The organism is Dyadobacter fermentans DSM 18053 (assembly GCF_000023125.1).
In the GTDB taxonomy this organism is placed as follows: domain Bacteria; phylum Bacteroidota; class Bacteroidia; order Cytophagales; family Spirosomataceae; genus Dyadobacter; species Dyadobacter fermentans.
The window spans coordinates 4,403,224-4,429,007 of the sequence record NC_013037.1 but is presented as its reverse complement, the minus strand read 5'-3'; the positions used below and the strand labels follow the sequence as shown (position 1 = coordinate 4,429,007).

Genomic DNA, 25,784 nt, shown 5'->3' with positions numbered 1-25,784 from the left:
TACAACAAAAAATGGCCGTCCAATCGGAACGGCCATTGAATGCATTGGCTGAATGTTTATTTGGAAGACTTGGCAGCTGTTTTGGGAACCACCTCTCCATTGAGATAAAGCGTGATAGAACCACCTTCAGTATTGCTGAAAACGGTTACAGGCTTATTGAAAGGACCTGCTGCAGCAGCATTGAAAGTAGCTTTTACCGAACCGGTTTTACCTGGAAGTACAGGCTCTTTCGACCATACGGGTGTGGTACATCCGCATGACACGGTTACGTTGGAAAGAATCACGGGATCGGAGCCGGTGTTGGTAAATACAAACTCGTGGGTAACAGGAGTGCCTTGTGGTACTTTGCCGAATTTGTGCGTCTCTTCCTTGAATTTCAATACACCTTTTTGTGCAAAACTTACGGTGGTCAGCCCGAGGATCAATACCAGTGCTGAAAAGAATACTTTCATAGTTGTAACTATACTTTAAGTGGTGAAAAACTTATTGTTAAACAAGATTAACGCTTAAAAAGCTAAATATAATAATCATTAACCAATATTAACAATGGCCCAAAACTACACGTTCCGATGCGTGGGTTATTATTTTCCTGCCTAATTTTGGCTTGCATTCAAAAAAACGTAATTTAACTTACGGATTAAAACCCGTGATTTTTGCTTATGCTTCAAAATGATAGTTTGACCGGTTCCAGTGTTTTGAGTAAAGAGGACATTATCGATGATTACCGCCTAGCATGCGAAAGTCGTCAGGTAAGTTTGCTGGGGAGGAAGGATACCATGGGCGGCCGTTCTAAATTCGGGATTTTTGGAGATGGTAAAGAGGTAGCGCAGATTGCACTTTCCAAAGTTTTTCAGCCCGGCGATTTTCGCTCGGGATATTATCGGGACCAGACCATCGAAGCGGCTGTCGGGAACTTAACCTGGCAGCAATTTTTTGCCCAAATGTATGCCCACGCCAACCTCGAACATGAGCCTAACACCGGCGGGCGCTCGATGAACGGCCACTTCTCCACCCGCTGGGTAGATGGAAACGGCGACTGGCTCGACCAGACAAAATTGTACAATTCCGTTTGTGATATTTCTTCCACCGCCGGGCAGATCCCCCGCTCGGTAGGCCTCGCTTATGCATCCAAATTATTTCGTGAGAATGCCGATCTGCACAGCATGACCACATTCTCGCGCAAAGGCAGCGAGGTGGTTTTCTCGACGATCGGCGATGCTTCCACGTCTCAGGGAATGTTCTGGGAAGCGATGAATGCGGCCGGCGTTTTGCAGATCCCGCTAATCGTTTCGGTTTGGGATGATGGTTACGGAATATCGGTTCCTATTGAATATCAGACTACTAAAGGCAGTATTTCAAAAGCGTTGGCAGGCTTGCAGCGCAATGAGGACGGCGACGGTATCGAGATCTTCACCGTGAATGGCTGGGATTATCCTGCGCTTGTTGAAACTTATCAAAAGGCGGCCAAGGTGAGCCGCGAACAGCACGTGCCGGTGCTCGTACACGTCACTGAACTTACGCAGCCTCAGGGACATTCCACATCCGGCTCGCACGAGCGTTACAAATCGAAACAGCGGTTGCAATGGGAGCGCGAGCACGACTGCAATGTGCGTTTCCGCGACTGGATACTGAAAAACGGCTATGCTACCGACGACGAGTTGGAGGAAATCGAGCGCGAAGCCAAGGAAAAGGCCCTCCATGAGCGCAACGCGGCATGGCAGGCCTACCGGAAGGAGCTGGACGCCGAGTTTAACGACACCATTCAGCGGCTGCAATCGGTAGCGGGCGGCAGTTCATTCGCGGCCGAGGTAAACAATGTGATTCTTGAACTTCAAAAAACCTATCTGCCCGTTCGCAGGGATATGATTGCAGCTGTGCGGAAGGTTTTGCGGATCATCGGAAAAGAGCAAAATCCGCAGGTAAATGCCTTGAAAGCGTTTTTACAGGAGAACCTGAGCGTCAACAAGGAGCGTTTCAATACCCATTTATACAGCGAAACCAAATACTCACCCATGCTCGTGGAGCCGGTGAAACCCGTGTTTTCAGACAGCAGCCCGACGGTGGACGGCCGCGAGGTAATCCGCTCGTATTTCAATGCGCTTTTTGAGAAGGATTTACGGGTGGTTGCATTGGGAGAAGACATCGGTTTGATCGGCGATGTAAATCAGGGCTTTGCAGGATTACAGGAAAAATACGGCGAAATCCGCATTACCGACACCGGAATCCGCGAAACGACGATCATCGGTCAGGGAATAGGGATGGCCATGCGAGGCCTTCGCCCGATCGTGGAAATACAATATTTCGACTACATCTACTACGCACTGGCCACGCTTACCGACGACCTGGCATCGCTCCGGTACAGGACCGCAGGAGGCCAGCGGGCACCGCTCATCATCCGCACACGGGGACACCGGCTCGAAGGCATCTGGCACTCCGGCTCGCCGATGGGCACCATGCTCAGCAGCTTGCGCGGCCTGCACGTGGCGGTTCCACGGAACTTCACCCAGGCGGCGGGACTTTACAATACATTAATACAAGGCGACGACCCCGCATTGATGGTGGAACCGCTGAATTCATACCGCCAGAAGGAAATTATGCCCGACAATCTGGGCGAATACTGCATTCCACTGGGCCAGCCTGAAATTTTAAGAGAGGGAAATGACCTCACCATTGTTACTTACGGCTCAATGTGTCGTATTGTAATGGAGGCCGCTTCTCAATTGCAAAATTCAGGAATTGATGTTGAAGTCATCGATGTGCAAACTTTGCTGCCTTTCGATGTCGACAACCGGATAGTGGAGTCCATTAGAAAAACCAACCGGGTCATTTTCGCCGACGAGGACCTGCCCGGAAGCGCATCAGGCTATATGATGCAGCAGGTTTTGGAAAAACAGCAGGCATACCGCTGGCTCGATTCGGCGCCGGTAACCATCGCTGCGAAAGATCACCGCCCGCCATACGGCTCGGACGGCGACTATTTTTCGAAACCGAACATGGACGACATTTTTGAAACAGTTTACGAAATCATGCGAGAAGCGGCCCCAGATAAATATCCGGAGCTGTTTAACGCATGAACTTATGTATCGTTCAAAAGGAAAAAGAATTTTAGACATTCTCATGGCGGCAACGGGGCTCATTACCTCGTTGCCGTTTTTTGTGCTGCTACCGCCGGTTTTGTGGGTGTATTTCAAATGCAATCCGTTTTTTACGCAGCAGCGGCCGGGGCACTATGGGCGGCTATTCACTATTCTCAAATTCAGGACGATGTTTCCCGACGGACGTCCGGTTTGCAGGTTTGGGAAATTGCTCCGCAAAACTTCGCTGGATGAATTGCCGCAGTTCTGGAACGTGCTGCGTGGCGAAATGAGCATCGTCGGGCCGCGGCCGTTGCTGGCGGACTACCTGGCTCTTTATAACTCACACCAGCATTTGCGCCACAATGTAAAACCCGGTATAACCGGGCTGGCACAAATCAGCGGCGGCAACGGGCTCAGCTGGAACGAAAAGTTTGACTATGACCGATATTATGTCGAAAGCCATTCCCTGTCGCTCGACTGCCGGATCATTTTTACGACGTTCAGCAAAGCATTCTCCCTCCGAAAAACCGACGGGACCGAAGTTTCACCATTCAATGGCAATGCCGTATGCTGATATTCGGAGCGGGAGGCCACGCGAAAGTGGTATGGAGCATTCTGTCCGCATGCGGAACGCCGGTTAATGGCTTATTTGATGACCATTGGCAATACGTCGATTTGCATTCTCTGCAACTTCCGCGTGCTTACGACCACGCTTGGCGGTCGGAAGATGAGCTGATCATCGCGATCGGGGACAACAGCATTCGTCGGCGCATTGCGGAGCGGGTAAGTCATTCGTTTGGCAAAGCCATTCACCCTACTGCCATTGTGGATGCGACGGTTCTCATTGGACCTGGCGGCGTGGTGGTGCAACGGGCCGTTATCCAGGCGGATTGCCGTTTGGGCGAGCATGTGATCGTGAATACCGGGGCCATTGTGGATCATGAATGTGTTTTGGGTGACTTCGTGCACATTGGCCCGGGCGCAACGTTATGCGGCGGCGTGCATGTAGGCGCAGGCACGCTCGCAGGCGCCGGATGCGTGGTAGCGCCGGGCGTGAATGTCGGGAAGGGCTGCGTGATCGGGGCGGGCGCGGTGGTGATCCGCGATTTGCCCGATTTTGCAAAACTGGCGGGCAATCCCGCGAAAGTAATCTCTTGACAACCGTTGGACAAGATGGAATACAAGATTTACCTCTCACCCCCGCACATGAGCGGGCGGGAGCAACAATACGTCCGCGAGGCATTCGACAGCAACTGGATTGCACCCGTGGGCCCGAATATCAATGTGTTCGAGGAGGAGTTATGTGCATATACGGGCAGCAAGCATGCGCTCGCGCTGGCATCCGGCACGGCGGCGCTGCATCTTGCATTGCTGGCGTTGGGGATCGGGCTGAGCGACGTCGTCCTTTGCCAGTCACTCACGTTCGTGGCCACTGCCAATCCGATCGTGTACGTGGGCGCGACGCCCGTTTTTATCGATAGCGAGCCGGTGACCTGGAATATGTGCCCCAATGCACTGGAAGATGCCATCCGGCATTACATCCGGATCGGGAAAAGGCCTAAGGCCATCATCGTCGTGCATTTATATGGAATGCCTGCTATGCTGGATGAAATTCTGTATTTGTGCAAAAAGCATGACATTCCGCTAATCGAGGACGCGGCCGAAGCGCTGGGTGCGGAATATGGCGGCAGCAAGGTCGGTACTTTCGGTACGATCGGGATATTTTCCTTCAATGGAAACAAAATAATCACGACGTCCGGCGGCGGTGCGATGGTTTCCATTTCCCCTGAATACCTGGAAAGAGCCCGGTTCCTGGCCACGCAGGCGCGGGAGCCGTCACGGCATTACGAGCATCATGAAGTAGGATACAATTATAGGATGAGCAATGTGTGCGCCGGAATAGGGCGTGGGCAATTGGAGGTGATCGATGAAAGAGTTGCGCAGCGCCGGTCAAACTTTCAGTTTTATCAACATTATTTCGAAGGTATTGCTGAAATCGGCTTTCAAACGGGCATTGCCGAGACTTTTTCCAACCGCTGGCTGACGGCGCTCGTCATTGAGGGCAACCGTGCCAGTCCTGCCGACATTCAAACTGCGTTGCTGGCGCATGGCATCGAATCGCGTCCGGTGTGGAAACCAATGCATTGCCAGAAAATATACGAAACGCTACCCCGGTTTGGAGGTAGCGTTTCGGAAAGATTGTTCGAGCGGGGAATGTGCCTGCCGTCCGGTTCAAATCTCGGTGAAGCCGGGCGGGAGCTGGTAGCCCGCATCGTCAGAAGTTGTTTTTGACCTTACTTTTCAATCTCGATTTCGAATTGAAGCGGAGAATAAGGCAGGATCGTGTTGTTGCCGTTTTTGCCGTAGCCAAGTGAAGAAGGGAAAACGATAATCGCTTTTTCGCCTCTCCGCATTTTGCGGATCGCACGGTCGAAGCCGGGGATGGTATTGGCGCTGCCGGTGATGAAGCTGCTGGTGCGCTCGTCGAACTTGGTGTCGTCGAGCAACTTGCCTACATATTTCACATTCACCGCTTTACCTGGCCCAATTGTATCGCCAGTTACGGTGTTGGCACGGACAATCACGAGGTTATCCGGCGTTCTGTCGGAAATAGTGAAGCCCTTTTTAGCTATAAAATCATCGATTTGCTGAACCTCCGTACGTGTTTTAACAAACTCCACTTCCATGCGGATCGGCGAATAGGCCGGGATATTGACGCGGTCCACAGCGCCCGAAGCGAGGTAGAACGGAAGGTAAAACGTAGCAGTTTCGCCCGTCCGCATCTTGAAAATACCGATTTCGATACCACCCCAATACACATAACCGCCAGCCGGGAACGAGAACTCCGTTTTATTATCGACGGTAGAGGAAATCACCTTCGTTCCGTTCAGCAGGTAGCCGGTGTACTTGATCGTCGCCGCGTCACCGATCTGAGCTTTCAGGCCAGCCGGGTTCGACTTTTTGATGATATAATAGAGGCCGGAAGAATCCCTCACGGCTTTTGCGCCCAGGCTGTCGGCTTTCAGGGCTGCCTGAATGGCGGTTTCGTTTTCGGCGATCTTCTCCTCATCCCTGCTCGATACATCGTCCATACATGACGACAGGCCGATTACCATTGCCATTAGTGCACACCACACCAGATTAATACGCTTCATTTCTTTCTAAGTAATTAATGGGGACTGTTTTAGTTTTCAGGTAGACGTCGTCCGGGCAAAATTGGTTGTAATCACGAATGAAAAACGTCGATTTTTACATTTTTTTCAAAGTATCTGCAAAATGGCGACAGCGGGCACTGGAAGCATTGCGGATTGCGCGCCGTACATACGTAGCGCCCGTGCAGGATGAGCCAGTGATGCGCTTTATGAATCAAATGCTTCGGAATATGCGTCACGAGTTCGCGTTCCACGGCCAGGGGCGTTTTGGCGGTCATAGGCACCAGTCCAAGCCTCCGCGACACCCTGAAAACGTGTGTGTCCACCGCCATCGCGGGCATGCTGAATATCACCGAGGCGATCACGTTGGCCGTTTTGCGTCCCACTCCGGGCATCTTTTGCAAGTCCTCCACGGTGGAAGGAACTTCCGAATGGAACTGTTCAACCAGCATGCGGGCCATGCCGACCAGGTGCTTGGCCTTGTTGTTGGGATAGGAAATCGAGCGGATGTATGTAAATACCTCCTCCGTATTGGAAGCAGCAAGCGACTCGGGGTCCGGGAAACGTTCAAATAGCTTCGGGGTAACCATATTCACCCGCTTATCGGTGCATTGTGCCGACAGGATTACCGCCACCAGCAGCTCGTACGGGCTGGAATAGTGCAGTTCGGTTTCCGGTTCGGGGAAGTTCTGCGTGAAATAGTCCAGGAAATGTTTATAGCGTTCTTTTTTAAGCATAATAGTATCATGTTCCTGCGAAGGACCGCGGTCCGACACAGAATGATCAGTGGGCCGGAATTCCTGCCCAAACATTAAAAAGTAATGACAATTTCCAGCTACCGGATCAGTAGCTGGAAACAAAAAAACCTGCCGACTCGCCCTAGTAAAGGAGTGCAGCAGGTCTCTTGGAAGAGAATTGTCGCGAATATCTGAAAACTTCTGAAATCACTTTTTCGGAAGGAGTCCGGGTGATTTTGTTCATCTGGTTCCGAATTTCGAGGGAGTCCAGATAAAAGTTCATCAAGTTATCGTCAAGTGCGAGCGCCTCAACAATCTGTTCATTTTCATTCTCAGTTGTTTCGGCATATAGATACCTTACAACATCATCGTAAGTAAAGGTTTTTGTCATACTGTGGGGCACGTTGGTTAAATTGCTTACGCAGGTTTATCAACGCGTAACGCATTCTCCCCAATGCCGTATTAATACTCACACCCGTCGCGTCGGCAATTTCCTGAAAGCTCATGTCCTCGTAGTGGCGCATGATCAGAACTTGCTTCTGCACGTCGGGCAACCGCTGGATCATCTCCCGCAGCTGCTCATGTGTTTCCTGACGAATCTGGATCGACTCAACGGAATCCTCCGAAAAATCCAGCGTGTTGAAAACACTGCTTCCATCTTCGAACACTACATTGGGGTAGCGTTTATCGCGTCTGAAATAATCAATGGCGAGGTTGTGTGCGATTCGTATAATCCATGGCAGGAACTTACCTTCGTCGTTATATCTCCCTCCTTTAATCGTGTCAACGGCTTTGATAAATGTATCCTGTAATAGATCTTCGGCTACATACTGATCCTTGACAATCAAATAAATAGTGGTGTATATTCTCGACTTGTGGCGTTGAACAAGCTTTTCGAAAGCCTTCTCATTGCCCCGGATATACAATGTTACCAACTCACTGTCGCTAACTTGGACTTTCTCCATTTTACTATTCGATTTAGTTAACGTAGAGCGGTTCGTCGATATTGTTTCTCCTTTCTGGTTTGGTGATAAATAAGATGTGACTTTTTGGCATTTCGAATTATACGAATCAAAGAAATAGATTTGAAAAATAATTTGCAAATGTTTGAGTTTCTTTTTCCTGAAAAATTATTTCCCGTTAACAGATGTTAACAAGTTGTGCATGTTTTCTGAGTTTGCGGTTCGTTGTTGCTGACGCGTATACCTATTAGAACAAATAATAGTATTTAATAAATAACTTACGCTGGTGGGGTAGAGATAGATCGAAAATCACCCGGCGATTCCGGATTTTTTCCAGCGCACATCGTAATTTCACTTTTCTTATAAAAATTGAATTTTTACCAGATATGAAATACAAGCATATCTTCTTCGATTTGGACCACACACTTTGGGATTTTGAAAGAAATTCATCCGAGTCTCTCGAAGAAATTTTCCACCACCACCAGCTCACAAGGTACGGAATCAGCTCCTGCGACGATTTTGTGTGTTCTTTTCTCAAAATCAACTCCGCATTGTGGGATGCATTCGACCGCGGACAGTTGCACCATAGCTATATACGTGAGAACCGCTTCCGGATGGTATTTGAAGAACTCGGTGCCGAATGTCCGCCAGAACACGCGGCAATCGGGGAGTTTTACCTGACTTCGCTTCCGACTAAGAAACACCTGCTCGAAGGCGCCCTCGATTTGCTGAACTACGTGTCGCAGGCAGGTTACGGCATGCATATCATCACCAATGGATTCAATGAAGTACAGGCAAGGAAGATCGCCAGCTCGGAAATCGGCCATTTTTTTGAAAATGTGGTGACTTTCGAAACCGCGAATGCGAAAAAGCCCGAGCGCCGGATTTTCGAGTTTGCCCTGGACATTGCCGGCACGACCGCGTCGGACAGCCTCATGGTGGGCGATAACTGGATCGCCGACATCCTCGGCGCAAAGCAAGTCGGGATGGATACGGTGTATCTCAATCCGGCCGGACTGCAATTTGACGAGCAGCCTACATTTAATATCCGGCGACTCGAAGAGTTGATGCTGATTCTCTGAACCGGCGCGCGTCAGGCAGGATCGGCCTCGTAGTAGCGGATGTTCTTTTCGCGGAGAAACTGCTTGATCACATCCACATGCACGCATTGCCCGACGTTCAGGAACGGGTAGTTCGAGACTTTTTTGCGGTGACCGTCGATGGTAACCTCGCGATTCACCTGGTCGAAGCCTAAATGCAAATGCCGGGTAGCGCTCTGCATTCCGTAAATAATCCCGTTCGGATCAAACAGGGGGCCGCCGCTTTGGCCACGCAGGCCCGGCGTGCTCATTTCGATGCCTACCACCTCGCTGTTGTCGCCGATATGCCGGGTAATGATCCCGTCTATCGGGAAGCTGGGGGTTTTGATTTTCCCTTCGGCCGTCCATTCAATATCTGCCGTGTTCTTGTTGTACCGGTAATTGGTGAATTCCGGAAACGGATAGCCCAGCCGGCACAAATACCGGCCCTGCCGGATCATCCGCGAATCTTTGAGGAAATGCGCGTGCGATTGGTATTCTTTCGATTCGTAGTTGCGGAACTGGATGATCGCCAGGTCCTGCGTCGGGTGCAGGTGGATCGTCAGCCCTTTGTAGGCGGATACGCAATGGATAAAGTTAAAAAGGATGCGGATCGGGCTTTCGGGCGTGATCTTGTACTTGCCTTCCAGCAAATTGCGCTGCGTAGCCAGGCCGGGGTCTTTTTCAAATTTGCGCAGCTCGCCCTTGAATTTCAGATAGTTCTCATAAATGCTGTTGGCATAGAGAATTTGCCGCGCAACATGCCTGCACGTGACCGCGAAGCCATCTTCATTGACAAAAAATAACGTGGCGGTGCCGGGCACAATGTCGCTCCCAGCGTAATAACGGATGATAAAGTGAACCGGACGGGTAAACTGATCTATTTTTTCAATAGCATCAACAAACATAAAAAACAGGCCGAAGCCGTATCGGACTAAGGTTGGGTAAAGGGAACAAGCGCCTCGGTTTGGTCCCAGCTCAGGACCATGTTGACGCCATTAGGGATTTCTTCAAAGTAAATGTGGAAAACTTCCTGCACGCTGGGCCGGATGCGGATCGGTACTTCCACGTTTGTGATATTCTTGCCGTCGTTATATTCCGTGCCCCATTGGCCTGTTTCCGAATTCAGGATGATTTTCCAGCTGCTTTGCCCGGGTACGGAAAAAAGCGAATAAGTCCCCGCTTTCACCAACGTGCCTCCCATTAATACATCTTTCGCAAATCCGATCAATGTGGCTTCGTTAGCTCCCGTGCGCCACACTTTTCCGTAGGGGAGGAGCGCTTTGTCCTGTTCGCGGCCGAATATCATCCGGCCCTTTTTGCGGGGCTGGCCGTAGGAGACTTTGATATCGACGCCATTGCTTGTGGTTTCGGCAACGGCCTCCGGACTGAATGATTTGGTGTATTTTCTGACTCCCCAGAAGCCTGCCAGCGCAACGATAATCAGGGTAGAGATAATCAGTAGAGTTTTTTTCATACTAGGGGCAAAAGATTTTATAGAATGTATAGCTCACCGAGAGGCGCACGTAAAAATAGGTGTCTTTGATAGAAGGATCGCCTTGCTGCAATTTGTCGGTGGAAGTGGGCTCTCCGCCGAGATTGTCGAGGTAATCGGTGAAGGTTTTCCGGGTGCCGTATTCAAGGCCGATATTCCAGGGACGGCGGATCTGGTATTTGATACCTACACCATATGGAAGCACAATGCCGGAGGTTTTGTAAGCGCTCGTCTGCGTTCGCGGGTCAAATTTGTTGAAGCCGAGCCCGCCAAAAACGTAAGGGCTCCAATTGACGGCAAACCGGCGGTCGTGGTAATTGAGAAAATTGTATTCAGCCACAGCGCTTCCTTCGAAGATCGTCGTACGGAAAGACATATTGCGTGCTTGCTGGAAAGGATCGTCACTATGCCTGTCGTCCGCTCCGATGAATCCTCCCGCCACTTCCGCGCGCAGCGACAATGCCTGGTTCGGGTTATAACGGAAGAAAAGGCTCCCGGCAGGTTTGAAAAAACGGAACCGGAAAGTGGGCGAAATGTCACCGCGGTAGTTGAAACCTCCCACGCCCGCGCCGATCTCGACCCGCTGTGCGCGGACTTGTGCCACGGTCAGAAAAAAAGAAATACCTGCCAGCAGGAGCGCCGGCAAGTATTTACGCCACAAGGGCTGGATATTCAAATGTCTGCTAATATGCTTCAACGGAATAGGTAATTATCTCAGTGGCGGACATTTGATTTGCGATGGAAGCATATAATGAATGTGGATCATGCCGAACAGATAGTTGTCGGTGTAAGTCGGACTGTTTCCTCTACCAGTTCCCGGCGCACCGAATCCTGTGGTAGGCAACAAAGCCAGCGGGTTATTATAGTCACCGAGGTTCGGGTAATTAGTTTCCAGGAACCTTCTCACGCCGTCTGTCCGGTCTACACCTTTCCGCACGGCAAACTGCTCGGCAGAGCGGTTGGCCATCCTGGCTGCCAGCGGATCGTCGGCGAAGAGCGCAGGATCGGCATAATTGCCATGTGCGTCGTCAAGGTAATCGGTAAATGTCTTGCGGAAACCCAGTTCAGCCGAAATATCAAACTTGGAATTGATTTTATAGCGAACGCCGATACCCACCGGAATGGCAAACTGAACGAGTGAATAAGGCTTTTTGTAACCCTCGTTACCCTGTCCTTCCGTTCCCAGCGGCTGCAATTTCACCCAGTCGCCATCGAGTGAATCGAGGGCTTTGGGGTTATGTGCCGTAAGCGCAACGCCGGCAAACAGGTAAGCGCCCAGTTGAGGACGGCGGTCGTAGCTGCGGTTGTCGGGAGTAAGCTTGAAAATACCCTGAACGGAGAATTCTTTCAGGTCGTTGCGGAAATGTAGGTTCCGCGCGTAAAAAATGCTGGTTTCATGTTTCGCATCGCGGTTCATAATGTAATCGTCACCGGCGATCCGGGCGTAAATGAAACTGGCGCGTGCGGCCAGGCGTGGTGTAAAGTGGCGTGTGTAGTTTCCACCGATGCTCCACCGCATCATTTTGAACGTGGAGGCCAGTGGACGGCGGTAAGGTGCAAAGTCGCCGTAGTAGTTGGAAGTACCAATTCCAAAACCTGCCGTAGAATAGGGAACAAAGAACCCCCGGCTCTGTGCCTTCACGTCTTTAGCAGACATTAAAAGCCCCAAAACCAGGACAAAAGCCAGTGCTCCGGATACTCTTCTCAAGTCGAAATCTCTACGCATTTTCAGATCGATTTTTTTGCAAAAATAGAATAGTTGTTGGTTTTCTTCAGGATGCAACACCATTTCAACGATTTTACGAAAGTTTTATTTGTGTGGATAGGATTTTTTAGAAACGCCGGGCAGAGCGGATGTTAAAAGATTGCGAAGAAGCTTCCGAAACCGCGCGAATGCAAACGTTTCGACTGGAAACGCCATAAAACTTCCTTATCATTGTGTACTCAAAAAGCGCCACAGAATATGATTTCGAGTACCCGGCTACGATTTGCCTATTCCGCCCAGAAACAATTTTCATTCCCCGATATCCATTGTAACGACAAGGAGACGCTGCTGATCCTCGGACAGTCGGGCAAGGGAAAAACGACCCTGCTGCACTTGCTGGCCCTGCTGCTGAAACCGGAGTCCGGCGACATTATGATCGCGGGCAAGTCTGTCAAGAGCCTTTCTCCGCAGGAAATTACGGCCACCCGCGCCCGGCACATCGGCATCATTTACCAGCGCCCACATTTTGTAAGCTCCCTTTCGGTGATGGATAATATTTTACTGTCCAACTATCTCGCCAATCAGCAGGAGGACCGCCAAAAGGCCCGGCAGCTTGCCGAACAACTCGGTTTCGCCGATCATTTGAGTAAAAAAACAAACCAGCTCAGTCAGGGCGAGCAGCAGCGCGTGAGCATCGCGCGCTCGCTGATGAACAACCCCAACATTATCCTGGCCGACGAACCGACCTCCAACCTTGACGACGACAATTGCCAGCGCGTAATCCAGTTGCTAAAACGGCAATCGGCGCAGATCGGCGCGAGCCTGGTGGTGGTAACGCATGACCAGCGGCTGAAAGACGAATTTTCGAACCAGGTATTTTTGTAAAAATGGCAGGCGCACCGTGGCGGCGCCCTATAAAATCCTAATCCCATGAATCTTTTCAAGATCAGTGTTGCCAATCTCAGGGAAAAGAAGCTCAACAGCTTCCTGAGTGCGTTATTGCTGACCCTCGGCATTGGCATGATCTCCCTGCTGCTGCTGCTCAACAAGCAGCTCGACGAGCAGTTCAAACGCAACCTCAAAGGCATTGATATGGTGGTAGGGGCCAAAGGCAGCCCTTTGCAGGTGATCCTTTCGAGCATTTACCAGATCGACGCGCCCACCGGCAACATTCCGCTCGCGGAGGTGAATGCATTGCGCAAAAACCCGTTTGTGAAAACGGTAATCCCGCTTTCGATGGGGGATAATTACCAGGGCTTCCGCATTTTGGGCACCACACCGAAGTACGTCGAGCATTTCGATGCCAAGCTGGCCGAAGGACATTTATATAATGCATCTATGGAAGTGACGATCGGCAGCAAAGTCGCGCGGGATTCGAAGCTCAAAATCGGCGATGAATTCTCCGGTTCGCACGGGCTCGACTCGGAAGGTGAAAAGCATGACGATAAAAAATATAAGGTGGTGGGCATTTTCAAGCCGAGCGGCACGGTGGTGGACCAGCTGATCGTCACCAGGCTGTCGAGCGTTTGGGATATCCATGACCACGCGGAAGAAGAAAAGGGAACGCCGGCTTCGGAAGTGGAGCATACCGACCATCAAAACCATGTGGACCCCGAGCCGGACGAGGAAGGCAAGGATGTTACCAGCGCATTGATCCAGTTTCGCAACCCAATGGGCCTCATGACGATCCCGAGGCAGATCAACGACAATACCTCCATGCAGGCCGCATTGCCCAGCATCGAGATCAACCGGTTGTTCTCACTGCTCGGCGTCGGCATTGAAACGCTGCGCACGCTTGCTTTGATCATCATTTCCATCGCGGGCGTGAGCGTATTTATTTCCCTGTACAATTCGTTGAAAGACCGGAAGTACGAAATGGCTTTAATGCTTTCTATGGGCGCAACGCGTACGCGGCTGTTTCTGATGTTGCTCATCGAAGGACTGTCGCTGGCAGTGATCGGCTTTTTTGCTGGCATTATTGCCAGTCGCGTGGGGTTATGGGTATTTTCAAAATCCGCGGAACAGGATTTTCATTATTCGCTGGGCCAATTCGCATTGCTGCCCGAAGAGATCTATCTGTTTTTCGGAGCGATTGCCATTGGTGTGGTGGCTGCGGCATTGCCGTCACTGGGCATTTACCGGTTGAATATCTCGCGCACACTGGCAGAGGAATAATAATGTGTGTAAATTTGTTAAACCGGTACAAGTGATTGTAATACAAAATTGAAATACGGATGAAAGCTTTCAAAATCAGCATATTATTCTTCTGCGTCGTCTCATTGTTCGCATTCAAACCGGCCATTGAACCGGTGAAACTGACGTGGGAAACGCTGCGTGACGTGACTTTTAAAAAGAAATGGTATGCGGAAGAATCGATCTATATGCTGCACCCGACCTTCGGCCCAAGCGTGCAGAAGCTGAAAGGCCAGCAGGTCTCGATCACAGGTTATATCCTGCCGGTGGATCTGGAAGCGAATTTGTATGTGCTTTCGGCATTCCCTTTCAGCGCATGTTTTTTCTGCGGCGGGGCCGGTCCTGAAACGGTCATGACGTTGAATTTCAAGAAGAAAGATGGAAGGAAGTTCAAAACCGACGAGCGGCTTACTTTCACCGGCACGTTGAAACTCAATGCCGACGACATTTACCAGATGAACTACATTCTCGACGGCGCCGAGATCGTCAAATGATCACACGCCAATGAGGCGCCAGATTCCTGAGATAAAAAACAACACCAGCCCTACGGGCGTGAGGACTTTCCAGCCGAGGTACATGAGCTGGTCTACACGCAGACGCGGGAGCGTCCACCGCGCCCACATCTGGATCAAAATGCCGAACATGGCTTTCGATAACAGCCAGAAAATGCCGGTAACATAGCCGAAAAACGTACCCGGCTCGCCGCTGGTCCAGTCGGCCAGTTTCAAGGGCCCGATATTCGGTAGCGGTGTATTCCAGCTTCCCAGGAACAAAATAGCGCCCAGCAGCGACACCAGGAGCATCATACCATATTCCGACAGCATGAACAATGCCCAGCGCATTCCCGAATATTCGGTATGGAATCCCGCCACCAGTTCCGATTCGCCCTCCGGCAAGTCGAACGGCGCACGGTTACATTCAGCGAGCGAAGCGATGAAGAAAACGACGTAGGCGATTAGCAGGAAGGGGTTGCGGACGATATTCCAGGACAAAAATCCGCCCACACCGCTCACATCGATCCCGAGTTCGCGCATGCCGAAAAGATAAATGGTTTCGGAGGTATAAATGCCTTGCTGATAGCTGATTACCTGTAAATCGAGCGTTTGTGTGAGCATAATTACGCACAGAATCGACAGTCCGAGCGGAATTTCGTAGGAAACGATTTGTGCCACGGCCCGCATAGCGCCGTACAATGCGAATTTGTTGTTGGAGCCCCAACCCGCCATCAGCAGCCCGATCACATCCACCGACACGATCGTGAGCAGGAAGAAAACGCCCACAGCCGCGCCCGAGCCGGCCAATTCCGGCGCCAGCGGCACGACGGCAAAGCCTGCGAAAACGGAAATGAAAATGACGAACGGAGCAGTCAGGAACAACCTGCGGTCGGCGGCTTTGGGAACAATGTCCTCTTTTTGAAGCAGTTTGAGCAAATCTGCGAAAAGCTGCAACAAGCCCCATTTCCCTACTTCCATCGGTCCGAGACGGTCCTGGATGAATGCTGAAACCTTCCGTTCCAGGTACACGCCGATCACCACGAAACCGGGAACAAGCAGGAGGAAAACGATGAGCGTAAAGGGCATTAAATGCTATCTGGACAATGGTTTGACGCAAAAGTAAGTAAAAAACTTACTCATCTTCGTCCGCCTGCCCCTTATATCCCGATTCCTGCAAAATTCGGCCCGGATTGTCGATGGCCATCAGGTCGGTAAGTTTCGTCTCCGGATTTTGCGACATAAACATGCTCACGATCCGCCAGCCGACCCACCGGGCAATCGCACCGGGGACCTTGTTGCCGATTTCGGTCGTAAATGGCCGCTCGTCGATGAATTTACGCTTTTTCAGATCGCTTTTTTCGTAAAGCAGCTTGCTGGCGATGAAATACGCCCAAATATCCGCCTGGCTGTTATAAGTCTTTCTCAAATCTTCATCCGAATAGCCGATAATGAGGCTGTCGGGCGTTTGCGGCATTACCTGCTTCACAAATTCGTAGCCTTTGCCATAGCCGATCATGTCCGAAAGCAGCGTCTGGTCGCCGGCGTCCATGCGGTTGAACTGATTGGATTCGAAGAAAACAATGGAAGGCACAATGTACTCGCGCTGGTAACGGCGGAGCTGGTAATCGTACACGTTGGGCCGGTACCGCGCCGCCGGGCCGCCGAAATAATCGAGGCCGATCACGATGAGCGAATCGGAAATGTAAAGATCATTGCCGGTGAAGCCGGTGACGATAAAATTGACCTCCGGAATCCTGAATTGCGGATAATGGTATTTAATTTGCTTGAATGCATTCGAAAGTGGGTTCAGAATGCGCGTTTTGCGGTCGCCTATGATCGAATCGAGCTGCGACCGGAATGCTTGCAGGTCGGGGTTTTGCAGGATCGAGAACAAATGCCCGGCCAGTTTGGAAGGCTCGGCGGGCGCATCGGTAAAGTAGCCTTTCGCCAGGTAAGGATGCTGATCAAGAAAATTTTGCACATCTTCGACCGATTTGCAGGCAAACAGCTCTTCGTCGAGGTTTTTCGAAACCAGTTCGAAGCGGATATTGCTCGTGTCGGCTTCCTTACGCTGGTCGGTTTTACAGGAAAACTGGAAAATAGCGATGAAGAGAATGCACAATAAAGACTTGAAATAAACCATTTGGCGGAGAGAAAATATATGTCGGAACAAGTTTCAAAAGTAGAAAAAAAACGGATAAGCATCCTGGGCTGCGGCTGGCTCGGTTTTCCATTAGCTAAACGGTTACTGGGCAGCGGTATTACATCGGAAGTGAAAGGGAGCACCGCTTCCGGGGCAAAGCTCGACAAATTTGCGGCTGCGGGAATTGAAGGTTACCTGCTCGGTTTGGACGCGGAAACCGGGCTCGATCCCGGCACTGCGGAGCCGTTTTTCAACTCGGACCTTGTCGTGATTTCCATTCCGCCGCGCATGTCGCAGAACGTGGCCGGAAACTATTCGGCTCAAATGCGCATGGTGGCCGAAGCGCTGCGCCGGTCACCAGTCAGGGAAATTATTTTCATCAGCTCAACCGGCGTGTACCGCGATCTGAGCCAAACCGCCGTCGAAAGTGACGTGCAATTGCCTGAACATTCTGCACAGCCCGAAATGGTAGCGGCCGAAAACGCGATAGCCGCATTGAGGCCCGAAAAAACGGTGAGCATTCTGCGGCTAAGCGGGCTTTTGGGCTATAACCGCATTCCCGGCAAGTATGTGCAGGGCCAGAAGGACATGACTACCGGCGAGCTTCCGGTGAACTACATTCACCGCGACGATGCGGCTGCGATCATCCTCGCGATTATCAGGCAGGGCATTCAAAACAAAACTTTCAATATAACGGCCCCGTTTCATCCGACCCGCAGCGAGGTATACACCGATTCCTGCGCGCAGTTCGGCTGGGAGGCACCGACTTTCAAAACGCCGGAGCAGCAGCCTGCTTTTAAGGTCATTTCGGGGGATAAATTTTTGAAAAACTATCAATACGAATTCAAATATCCCGATCCGCTGCAATTTCACTATCAGCTGGAAGATCAGGATTGAAATTTCCGAAAGGGCTCAATGCAAAAAATCCGCAGGATCAACTCTGCGGATTTTATTATTTATAAACCAAAAAGTGTATTACTGTGCTCCTAACAGCTCGGTCAGCTTGCTTTCAAGCGCCGCGCCGCGGAGGTTCTTTGCAATGATCTTGCCGTCCTTATCAATCAGGAATGTGGCCGGGATGGCATTGACGCCGTAGGATTGCGCCACGCCGGAGTTCCATTTTTTCAGTTCCGAACCGTGCAGCCAGGTGAGTTTGTCGCGCTCGATGGCCGTTTTCCAGGCCTTTTCATTATCGTCGAGCGACACGCCGTAAATATCGAAGCCTTTGTCCTTGAACTTGCCGTACATCCGCACCACATTCGGATTTTCCATCCGGCACGGGCCGCACCACGATGCCCAGAAGTCGATCAGCACATATTTGCCGCGCAGCGACGAGAGTGTTACAGGCTTGCCTTCGGGGGCTGTTAAGTGTGAAATCGGGCGCTTGTTCGCCGACCGCAACTCCTGCGAGCCGTTTTACAGAGCCGATGAAGCCCTGCGCCAATGTAGGTGTAGGCTTCACTTTAGAATAATCTTCGGCGAGCTTTTTGAGCACGTCCAGGTCGTTTTCGGGCGTGAGGAAGTTGTTTGCCGTGAAGAGCGCGATGAGCGATGTGCCCATCTCGGGGATCATCTGGCGCAATGCGGTTACCCGTTCCTTTTCAGCCGCCTGGTAGGCTTGCTGTATTTCGGCTATTTTTTTGGAATCCTTCTTTTCTTCCGCGGCGGCATAGTCCTCGTTCCAGCCCGTGACCTTGGCAGAAAATGACTGCATAAGCTGGTCGACTTTGGCGTAGTATTCCATGTTTTTGGAGCCGGTAATGCTTACCTGGCCGCCATTGCCTTTGTCGTCCTTCGTGGTGCCATCGGCGGTGATATTGAAGCTCTCGCCGCCTTCCACGAGCAGCGGGAATTTTTGCCTGTCGGCGATATTGATCGTAAAAAAGCTGCCGCGGTCTTTTTCAATGCCTTTTAATTGGAAGCTGCCGTCGGCGCCGAGCTGTGTGGAGTCGACTTTAACAGAAGAACCGGTTGAGGTAGATTGCGACAGAATGACTTTTTCGCCTTTTGAACCGCTTTTCACTTTCCCGGCGACGGTGAAGCCTTTCGGTTCGATCTGCGCCATGACCTGGAAGCTCAGCAACGCGCCGCCCAAAACCAATGCACTCTGTTTGATAAATTCCTTCATGATCTTCTGTATCTGATTGTCGAAAGTGTGATTACAGTTTCTGTGCGAGCAACTGGTTGACAAGCTTGGGATCGGCCGTTCCGTTCGATTTCTTCATTACCTCGCCCACGAACAATCCCATCAATCCTTTTTTGCCTTTCCGGTATGCTGCAACCTTGTCGGGCATAGCGCCGATCACCTCATTTACCAACGTTTCAAGCTCGTTCGTATTGCTGTTTTGCAGCCAGTTATTTGACTCCGCGATCTCCGACGGCGCACGTTCCGGCTCCGCAAGCATCACCGGAAAAATCTTCTGTGCGGCCACCGAATGGCTCACCGCACCCGACTCGTTGAGCTCGATCAGATCGGCCAGGTGCTGCGCGCTGATCGGGAAATGGGCGATGTCGCCGTGGTGGTCGTTGAGGTATGACTTCACCGGGCCCATCAGCCAGTTCGATGCGGCCTTGAAATGCGTCGTCTGGGCGCAAACGGCTTCGAAATACTCAGCCAGTTCGCGGGTATCGGTCAGCACCGCGGCGTCGTAGGCCGGGATACCGTATTGAGTCACAAATTTTTCGCGCAGCTCATGCGGCAATGCGGGCATGCTTGCCTGAATGCTTTCCAGCCATTCGTCCGAAACCACCACCGGGCTCAGATCGGGATCGGGGAAGTAACGGTAGTCGTTCATCGTCTCCTTCACGCGCATGCCGTAAGTCTGGCCACTGTCCACGTCGAACATTCGGGTTTCCTGCTGGATCGTCTCGCCGTTTTCGAGCATGGCTATTTGGCGTCGTTCCTCGAATGCGATGGCGCGCATCATGTTGCGGATCGAGTTCATGTTTTTGATCTCGACCTTTGTCCCGTACTGCGCTGCGCCGTGCTTGCGCACCGACACGTTCACGTCCGCACGCAGTGAACCTTCTTCCATATTGCCGTCGCTGATGCCCAGGTAGCGCACCAGCCGGCGGATTTCAGTCACAAATGCCCCTGTTTCTTCGGCAGAGCGCAGATCCGGTTCCGATACCATTTCCAGGAGCGGAGTGCCGGCGCGGTTGTAGTCGAGCATGGTTTCGGTATGGCTGCCGTCGTGCACCGATTTTCCGGCGTCTTCTTCCAAATGGATATGGTGAAAACGAATGGTTTTTTCCGTGAACTTGCCGTCGTGCTTGAACGAAATATGCACGCCGCCCTGCTCGCAGATCGGTTTTTTGTCCTGCGAGATCTGGTAACCTTTCGGAAGATCGGGGTAGAAGTAATTTTTGCGGTCGAAAATGGTCCTTTTGCTGATGGAGCATCCGCAGGCAATGCCGAGGCGGATGGCATATTCGACAGCCTTTTTATTGACCTTGGGCAAAGTCCCCGGCAATGCGATCGTAAGCGGACCGATATTGGTGTTGGGTTCAGTGCCAAAAATGTTGAAATCGCGGGTAAACAGCTTGGATTCCGTCTGAAGCTGGCAATGCACTTCAAGCCCTATTACAGTTTCATAAGTGGCCAGAAGTTCATCGGTAACGTCGGCGGGTTGAATGGCGGTTTGACTCATACTTAGATTACTAATGCTAACGCAAAGATACAAATACGGGCCGTCCATAGCATGAACGACCCGTGTTTTATGGAATATAACCGGTTTCCGCCGTAATTAAAGAGAGTTGATCCAGTTCGCGATCACGACGATGTCCGCCTTTGGCACGTGCGGCAGGGGAGCCATCGGAGGGTAGCCAGGCCAGTGCTCAGGCTTCGGATTGTGTACGAGCTCCACGATCTGGTCGGCGGTGTATTTTTTCTTCGCTACTTCGGCATAAGCAGGGCCGATCACTTTGTCATAAGCCTGGTGGCAGGCGAAGCAGGCGTGTTTGTTCAGCAATGCGGAAACGTCGGCCGGAACGGGCTTGCGTTTGGGTGCTGCTGCTGGTGCGTCTGCTGCGGGAGCGGCTGCGCTGTCGCCTCCTGCTGCAGGTGTTGCTGCCGGTGCTGCCGCTTTTTCAGCTGCTGCCTTATCGGCTTCTTCTGCTGCAATTTTTCTATCGTTTTGAAGCTTCACAAGGGCTGCTTCTTCCCGAGCCTTGCTGCCTGAACCGTACCATTGATCATATTTGTCACGGTCTTCCTTGGACGAACAACCGATGAAGAAAGAAACTGCCAGGGCCATCAGGGCCAAAGAAGCGCTTTTTTTGAGTGTCATTGTGTTAATTTTTAAGAATTTTCGCCAGATTAAGGTTGCGATACCAAATCGACCACGAAGAAAGCAAGTTTGAGTTAGATTTCCGTCATGCCCCGAACAGAAATTCGGACTAATCTTGAAAACACCGAATTCTATTTGCTTGTCCGACAACTCCTTACAGGCGAACGGCTTTTAGTAAAATAAGGAAAATTTCTTGTTTATTTGTCTGCGATTGTTGCGATTAATGCAAAATGTCTTTACTTTTGCACTCCTATTTGTAAAACGATGTAAAGCAATGGCTAAGAAAGGTAATAGAGTACAGGTCATATTGGAATGCACAGAACAAAAAGAAAGCGGTGTTCCAGGCATGTCACGTTACGTGACCACAAAAAATCGGAAAAATACGCCAGGCCGTATGGAATTGAAGAAATTCAACTCTTTCCTGAGACGTTATACACTCCACAAAGAAATTAAGTAAGTTCGTTTTGTTACCCGTTAACTGTCACGTGTGAGCAATAATGGGTAAGCGCGCAACAGTTATCATTAACAATATAAACTTCTAACTGATATACAGACATGGCAAAGAAAGTAGTTGCTACCCTGAAAAAAGAAGGCGGTAAAGCATTTGCAAAAGTGATCAAGGCCGTAAAATCTCCTAAAACAGGAGCTTATACCTTCAAAGAAGAGATCGTTCCCCTGGACGGCGTTCAGGGTGCATTGAAAAACTAAGGTTATCCTCGGTTTGATATTGAGTTTTTAAAAAGTCCCTTTCCGGGACTTTTTTGTTTTATTTTTGGGCCATTAATGTAATCAGCACTATGGGTTTATTTGGCTTTTTTTCAAAGGAGAAAAAAGAAACGTTAGACAAAGGCCTCGAAAAAACCAAAGACAGCTTCTTTGGCAAGCTCTCGCGGGCGATCGTAGGGAAAACCACCATCGACGAGGACGTTCTCGATGAACTGGAAGATATACTGGTAAGCTCCGATGTGGGCGTGGAAACGACCGTGAAGGTTATCAAACGCATCGAAGAGCGCGTCGCCAGGGACAAATATGCGTCAACAGCCGAGCTGGACAGCATCCTGCGCGAGGAAATCGCCGCGCTGCTCACCGAAAACAAGTCGGTGGACATCCGCGACAGCTTCGAAACAGAGCATTTGCCGAAACCATTCGTGATGATGGTGGTAGGTGTAAATGGCGTAGGTAAAACGACGACGATCGGCAAGCTGGCGCACCAGTTTCACCAGCGCGGGCACAAAGTGGTGCTTGGCGCGGCGGATACTTTCCGTGCCGCCGCCGTGGACCAGCTGAAACTCTGGGGCCAGCGCGTGAATGTGCCGGTAATCGACCACGGCATGAACACCGACCCGTCGGCCGTCGCATATGACGCGATCAAGAAAGGGGTTGAATCCAATGCCGACGTGATCATCATCGACACGGCCGGCCGCCTGCACACGAAGGTGAACCTGATGAACGAGCTGTCGAAGATCAAGCGCGTGATGCAAAAGATCCTGCCCGACGCGCCGCACGAAGTACTCCTCGTACTCGACGGCAGCACCGGCCAGAACGCCGTGATCCAGGCCCGCGAGTTCACCAAAGTCACCGACATCACCGCATTGGCCATCACCAAGCTCGACGGAACGGCAAAAGGCGGCGTCGTGATCGGCATTTCCGACGAATTCAAAATCCCGGTGAAATACATCGGCGTAGGCGAAAAAATGGACGATTTGCAAGTCTTCGACCGCGCAGAGTTTGTGGATTCGTTGTTTAAGAAAATAGGATAATAGCCGCTGATCGGCCTAAGTCACCGATCGGGGCGCTATTGTTTCCGGAAAGATTAAAAAGGGGTATCTTAGAACGGGATTGTTCAGAGACACCCCTTTTTAAATGGAAACAATCGTCATCTTTCTGCTGATCTTTGCGCCTTTTGCATGGGGCGTCCGGCGGCTATTACGCCATACGCGGGATACGATCGGTGCCAACTCGCCGTTGAAGGTGAAAAGGATATATCAGATAAAGCCATGGGCTTATTTCTCAACATTCGACAATTTTTTGATGTGTATGTTTGGGGGCATGGGGCTCCTCTTCCTGAAAGTTGCTTTCTTCGTTCGTTTTGTTCTGGAGTCCGGTGACATCATTGGTAAATTCATTGTATTAGCCTTCGGTATGATGTTTTTCAGTTTTCCGCTGATCATCATATTGGTGGATATCAACCACTGGAAATATGTGGATGGGGTTAGCATTGAGACGTTCCCCAAAGAACATGAGTTGGAAATGACGTTTGGTGAAACTAAACTCCGACTCCGGCATGGCGATATTGTGAAGGTGCTCGTTACAGGACGACAGGGTAAAATGCCAATCACGTACAAAACCTATTACCTGGCAAATGGGGATCATTTCATCCTGCCAGATAAAATGCCCGGTGCATGGGTCATCGAGGAGTACTTCAAAAAAATCCCGTCAGAATTTAAGCACAAGGTATTTCCTTTCATTCGATAGTACTTCCTGTCTGATTTTTTACGAACTTTGCACCCCATTTGGCCGTTCATTATCAGTCACTTTGATGTGAACGCCGCTCCAAAACACTTAAAGCCGATAGCTGACAGCTCATTACAATGAAAACCAAAGGAATAGTTAAGAATAAGGTCAATATCGTGACGCTGGGTTGTTCCAAAAACCTGGTCGACTCGGAGGTGCTGTACACGCAGCTCAAAGGCAACGGGTTTGCGGTTGACCACGAATCCAAAAAGGATGATTCGCAGATTGTCGTGATCAATACCTGCGGGTTTATCGACAATGCGAAGGAAGAATCTATCAACACCATTTTGCGCTACGCCGATGCCAAAGCGGCAGGGATGGTAGATAAAGTGTATGTGACAGGCTGCCTGTCGCACCGGTACAAGGATGAACTTTCGGTTGAAATACCTACCGTAGACGCCTGGTTCGGGACCAACGAGCTGCCCCGCCTGCTCAAAACCCTCAAAGCAGACTACAAACACGAGCTCGTGGGCGAGCGCCTGCTCACCACGCCTGCGCATTATGCCTACCTGAAAATCGCCGAAGGCTGCGACCGCCCGTGCTCGTTCTGCGCCATCCCGCTCATGCGCGGAGGCCACGTGTCACGGTCGATCGAAGATCTGGTGAAAGAAGCGAAATCGCTTGCCAAACGCGGAACTAAAGAGCTTATTCTCATTGCCCAGGACCTGACTTACTACGGCCTGGATATTTACAAAAAACGCAATCTTTCCGACCTGCTCCGTAACCTTTCCGACGTGGAGGGCATCGAGTGGATTCGCCTGCAATATGCCTATCCGGCCGGGTTCCCGATGGATGTGCTGGATGTGATGAACGAGCGCAGTAACATTGCCAAATACCTCGATATGCCGCTCCAATCGGGCTCGACGGAAATGCTGAAACTCATGCGCCGCGGCATTACCCGCGAAAAAACGGAAGCGCTCATCCATTCGATCCGTGACAAAGTGCCTGATATCGCGTTGCGTACGACACTGATCGTCGGACACCCTGGCGAAACGGAAGAATTGTTTGACGAGACCTACGAATTCGTTGAAAAAATGCGTTTCGACCGCCTGGGGGCATTCCAGTACTCGCATGAGGACAATACGCATTCATTCTCGATGGAGGACGATGTGGAAGCGGAAGTGAAACAGGAGCGCGCCGATGCCATTATGGAATTGCAGCAAGGCATTTCGGCGGAGCTGAACCAGGCAAAAATCGGGAAGACATTCAAAGTCCTGTTCGACCGTAAGGAAGGCGGCTATTTCATCGGCCGCACGGAATTCGATTCACCCGAGGTGGATAACGAAGTACTCGTTCTGGCGAGCCAATATGTGCGCCTGGGCGATTATGCGCAGGTAAAAGTGACGTCGGCGGAGGAATTTGACCTTTATGGTGAAGTGATTTCCTGATGCTATTTCCGGCAAATGGCTGCATTGCCTACATTTGCCGTTCCATTTGAAAAGAACAATTCTTAAAAAAGCATGTTACAACGTATTCAAACTATCTTCCTGGCAATGGTCGTCATCGGGATGGGTATTTTCCTCGCTTTCCCGATCTGGTCGAAGGTGGCCGTAGAGGGAGGGCAAAGTGCCGATCTGACGGCGCTGAGGCTGCATCATCAGATCAACGAAGTACAATCCAACGTTCAGCCGGTATATTACCTCGTCGGGCTGGCCATCCTCATTGCGGGCGTAGCCGCGTATGCGATCCTGCAATTTAAAAATCGCGTGCTTCAATCGGCGCTTTGCGCGGTGAATTCGATTTTGATGACGGTAATGATGGGTTTGGTGATCTATTTCACCTTCTACAAAACCGCCAAGCTGTTCGATGCCGAATTCCCTGGGAAATATGAAATCGGGTTTTATGGCCTGGTGGGTGCTATGCTCGCCAATGTGTTCGCGAACCGCTTCATCCGCAAGGACGAGCGCGAAGTACAGCAATCGAAGCGATTCAGATAATCATCAA

General features: G+C 50.9%; 29 protein-coding genes. 15 read left to right on the top strand and 14 right to left on the bottom strand.

Features of this window, described 5'->3' with window-relative positions:
* Window positions 1-56: 56 nt before the first annotated feature.
* A complete protein-coding gene (locus tag DFER_RS18015) occupies window positions 57-452 on the bottom strand; it encodes a DUF1573 domain-containing protein (protein ID WP_015813082.1) in 396 nt (131 codons plus the stop codon).
* A 207-nt stretch (window positions 453-659) separates the two neighbouring features.
* Here DFER_RS18015 and DFER_RS18010 point away from each other — a divergent pair, with 207 nt between their 5' ends.
* Genes DFER_RS18010 through DFER_RS17995 form a run of 4 tightly spaced genes read left to right on the top strand, consistent with a single transcriptional unit; the run spans window position 660 to window position 5,369 of the window.
* Window positions 660-3,074 (top strand): alpha-ketoacid dehydrogenase subunit alpha/beta, encoded by a 2,415-nt coding sequence (locus DFER_RS18010; protein ID WP_015813081.1) that lies wholly within the window; start codon window positions 660-662, stop codon window positions 3,072-3,074.
* 4 nt (window positions 3,075-3,078) lie between these two features.
* Window positions 3,079-3,651 carry a sugar transferase gene (locus DFER_RS18005; protein ID WP_015813080.1) on the top strand — a complete coding sequence of 191 codons (573 nt, stop codon included), beginning with the start codon at window positions 3,079-3,081 and terminating at the stop codon, window positions 3,649-3,651.
* Window positions 3,645-4,235, top strand: a complete 591-nt coding sequence (locus tag DFER_RS18000; protein WP_015813079.1) for an acetyltransferase — start codon at window positions 3,645-3,647, stop codon at window positions 4,233-4,235. Before DFER_RS18005 ends, DFER_RS18000 begins: the two co-directional genes overlap by 7 nt.
* 15 nt (window positions 4,236-4,250) lie before the next feature.
* Window positions 4,251-5,369, top strand: a complete 1,119-nt coding sequence (locus DFER_RS17995; protein WP_015813078.1) for a DegT/DnrJ/EryC1/StrS family aminotransferase — start codon at window positions 4,251-4,253, stop codon at window positions 5,367-5,369.
* 2 nt (window positions 5,370-5,371) lie between these two features.
* On the opposite strand, the gene DFER_RS17990 is transcribed toward DFER_RS17995, so the two are convergent.
* The 3 genes from DFER_RS17990 to DFER_RS17975 all read right to left on the bottom strand — a co-directional run bounded on the left by DFER_RS17990 (window position 5,372) and on the right by DFER_RS17975 (window position 7,931).
* The gene (locus tag DFER_RS17990) at window positions 5,372-6,232 is read right to left on the bottom strand and encodes an FKBP-type peptidyl-prolyl cis-trans isomerase (RefSeq protein ID WP_015813077.1); all 861 of its coding nucleotides are present in this window, start codon (window positions 6,230-6,232) and stop codon (window positions 5,372-5,374) included.
* A gap of 71 nt (window positions 6,233-6,303) precedes the next feature.
* Window positions 6,304-6,966, bottom strand: a complete 663-nt coding sequence (gene nth / locus DFER_RS17985) for an endonuclease III (protein WP_015813076.1) — start codon at window positions 6,964-6,966, stop codon at window positions 6,304-6,306.
* 365 nt (window positions 6,967-7,331) lie between these two features.
* Window positions 7,332-7,931 (bottom strand): RNA polymerase sigma factor, encoded by a 600-nt coding sequence (locus DFER_RS17975; RefSeq protein WP_015813074.1) that lies wholly within the window; start codon window positions 7,929-7,931, stop codon window positions 7,332-7,334.
* Window positions 7,932-8,314: 383 nt separating this feature from the next.
* Between DFER_RS17975 and DFER_RS17970 the strand changes: the two genes are divergently transcribed.
* A complete protein-coding gene (locus DFER_RS17970) occupies window positions 8,315-9,010 on the top strand; it encodes a YjjG family noncanonical pyrimidine nucleotidase (protein WP_015813073.1) in 696 nt (231 codons plus the stop codon).
* Between the two features lie 11 nt (window positions 9,011-9,021).
* Here the strand turns inward: DFER_RS17970 and DFER_RS17965 are convergent, their stop codons facing one another.
* The 4 genes from DFER_RS17965 to DFER_RS17950 are packed head-to-tail and all read right to left on the bottom strand — an operon-like array spanning window position 9,022 to window position 12,159.
* Window positions 9,022-9,915: a trypsin-like peptidase domain-containing protein gene (locus DFER_RS17965; protein WP_015813072.1), complete on the bottom strand. Its 894-nt coding sequence runs from the start codon at window positions 9,913-9,915 to the stop codon at window positions 9,022-9,024.
* A gap of 26 nt (window positions 9,916-9,941) precedes the next feature.
* Window positions 9,942-10,484 carry a DUF2911 domain-containing protein gene (locus DFER_RS17960; protein WP_015813071.1) on the bottom strand — a complete coding sequence of 181 codons (543 nt, stop codon included), beginning with the start codon at window positions 10,482-10,484 and terminating at the stop codon, window positions 9,942-9,944.
* 1 nt (window position 10,485) lies between these two features.
* Window positions 10,486-11,178 carry a type IX secretion system protein PorG gene (porG, locus tag DFER_RS17955; RefSeq protein WP_015813070.1) on the bottom strand — a complete coding sequence of 231 codons (693 nt, stop codon included), beginning with the start codon at window positions 11,176-11,178 and terminating at the stop codon, window positions 10,486-10,488.
* Between the two features lie 33 nt (window positions 11,179-11,211).
* On the bottom strand, window positions 11,212-12,159 hold the full coding sequence (locus tag DFER_RS17950; RefSeq protein ID WP_229206036.1) for a DUF6089 family protein: 948 nt from the start codon (window positions 12,157-12,159) through the stop codon (window positions 11,212-11,214).
* Window positions 12,160-12,465: 306 nt separating this feature from the next.
* Here DFER_RS17950 and DFER_RS17945 point away from each other — a divergent pair, with 306 nt between their 5' ends.
* Genes DFER_RS17945 through DFER_RS17935 form a run of 3 tightly spaced genes read left to right on the top strand, consistent with a single transcriptional unit; the run spans window position 12,466 to window position 14,894 of the window.
* Window positions 12,466-13,092: an ABC transporter ATP-binding protein gene (locus DFER_RS17945; protein WP_015813068.1), complete on the top strand. Its 627-nt coding sequence runs from the start codon at window positions 12,466-12,468 to the stop codon at window positions 13,090-13,092.
* Between the two features lie 45 nt (window positions 13,093-13,137).
* Entirely contained in the window at window positions 13,138-14,382 is a 1,245-nt protein-coding gene (locus tag DFER_RS17940) for an ABC transporter permease (protein WP_015813067.1), read from the top strand.
* A gap of 59 nt (window positions 14,383-14,441) precedes the next feature.
* A complete protein-coding gene (locus tag DFER_RS17935) occupies window positions 14,442-14,894 on the top strand; it encodes a hypothetical protein (RefSeq protein WP_015813066.1) in 453 nt (150 codons plus the stop codon).
* Here DFER_RS17935 and DFER_RS17930 read toward each other — a convergent pair whose 3' ends face one another.
* Entirely contained in the window at window positions 14,895-15,980 is a 1,086-nt protein-coding gene (locus DFER_RS17930) for a complex I subunit 1/NuoH family protein (protein ID WP_015813065.1), read from the bottom strand.
* A gap of 46 nt (window positions 15,981-16,026) precedes the next feature.
* Window positions 16,027-17,037 carry a gliding motility protein GldB-related protein gene (locus DFER_RS17925; protein WP_015813064.1) on the bottom strand — a complete coding sequence of 337 codons (1,011 nt, stop codon included), beginning with the start codon at window positions 17,035-17,037 and terminating at the stop codon, window positions 16,027-16,029.
* Between the two features lie 18 nt (window positions 17,038-17,055).
* Here DFER_RS17925 and DFER_RS17920 point away from each other — a divergent pair, with 18 nt between their 5' ends.
* A complete protein-coding gene (locus DFER_RS17920) occupies window positions 17,056-17,934 on the top strand; it encodes an NAD(P)-binding domain-containing protein (RefSeq protein ID WP_015813063.1) in 879 nt (292 codons plus the stop codon).
* 78 nt (window positions 17,935-18,012) lie between these two features.
* On the opposite strand, the gene DFER_RS30590 is transcribed toward DFER_RS17920, so the two are convergent.
* The 4 genes from DFER_RS30590 to DFER_RS17905 form a co-directional block, all read right to left on the bottom strand.
* Complete coding sequence (locus DFER_RS30590) at window positions 18,013-18,345, bottom strand: peroxiredoxin family protein (RefSeq protein ID WP_374754566.1); 333 nt, start codon at window positions 18,343-18,345, stop codon at window positions 18,013-18,015.
* Window positions 18,227-19,165 carry a DUF4369 domain-containing protein gene (locus DFER_RS30930; RefSeq protein ID WP_374754545.1) on the bottom strand — a complete coding sequence of 313 codons (939 nt, stop codon included), beginning with the start codon at window positions 19,163-19,165 and terminating at the stop codon, window positions 18,227-18,229. Before DFER_RS30930 ends, DFER_RS30590 begins: the two co-directional genes overlap by 119 nt.
* 31 nt (window positions 19,166-19,196) lie before the next feature.
* Window positions 19,197-20,687, bottom strand: a complete 1,491-nt coding sequence (gatB, locus tag DFER_RS17910) for an Asp-tRNA(Asn)/Glu-tRNA(Gln) amidotransferase subunit GatB (protein WP_015813062.1) — start codon at window positions 20,685-20,687, stop codon at window positions 19,197-19,199.
* A gap of 96 nt (window positions 20,688-20,783) precedes the next feature.
* Window positions 20,784-21,326 carry a c-type cytochrome gene (locus DFER_RS17905; protein ID WP_015813061.1) on the bottom strand — a complete coding sequence of 181 codons (543 nt, stop codon included), beginning with the start codon at window positions 21,324-21,326 and terminating at the stop codon, window positions 20,784-20,786.
* Window positions 21,327-21,600: 274 nt separating this feature from the next.
* Between DFER_RS17905 and rpmG the strand changes: the two genes are divergently transcribed.
* From rpmG to DFER_RS17880, 6 genes are all read left to right on the top strand, one after another.
* Window positions 21,601-21,783 (top strand): 50S ribosomal protein L33, encoded by a 183-nt coding sequence (gene rpmG, locus DFER_RS17900; RefSeq protein ID WP_015813060.1) that lies wholly within the window; start codon window positions 21,601-21,603, stop codon window positions 21,781-21,783.
* Window positions 21,784-21,881: 98 nt separating this feature from the next.
* Window positions 21,882-22,034, top strand: a complete 153-nt coding sequence (locus DFER_RS29650) for a DUF4295 domain-containing protein (protein ID WP_015813059.1) — start codon at window positions 21,882-21,884, stop codon at window positions 22,032-22,034.
* An 89-nt stretch (window positions 22,035-22,123) separates the two neighbouring features.
* Window positions 22,124-23,086: a signal recognition particle-docking protein FtsY gene (gene ftsY, locus DFER_RS17895; protein WP_015813058.1), complete on the top strand. Its 963-nt coding sequence runs from the start codon at window positions 22,124-22,126 to the stop codon at window positions 23,084-23,086.
* Between the two features lie 103 nt (window positions 23,087-23,189).
* Entirely contained in the window at window positions 23,190-23,801 is a 612-nt protein-coding gene (locus DFER_RS17890) for a PH domain-containing protein (protein WP_015813057.1), read from the top strand.
* 116 nt (window positions 23,802-23,917) lie between these two features.
* Window positions 23,918-25,228, top strand: a complete 1,311-nt coding sequence (rimO, locus tag DFER_RS17885; RefSeq protein ID WP_015813056.1) for a 30S ribosomal protein S12 methylthiotransferase RimO — start codon at window positions 23,918-23,920, stop codon at window positions 25,226-25,228.
* 72 nt (window positions 25,229-25,300) lie between these two features.
* Complete coding sequence (locus tag DFER_RS17880; protein ID WP_041735257.1) at window positions 25,301-25,777, top strand: DUF4293 domain-containing protein; 477 nt, start codon at window positions 25,301-25,303, stop codon at window positions 25,775-25,777.
* Window positions 25,778-25,784: the final 7 nt, after the last annotated feature.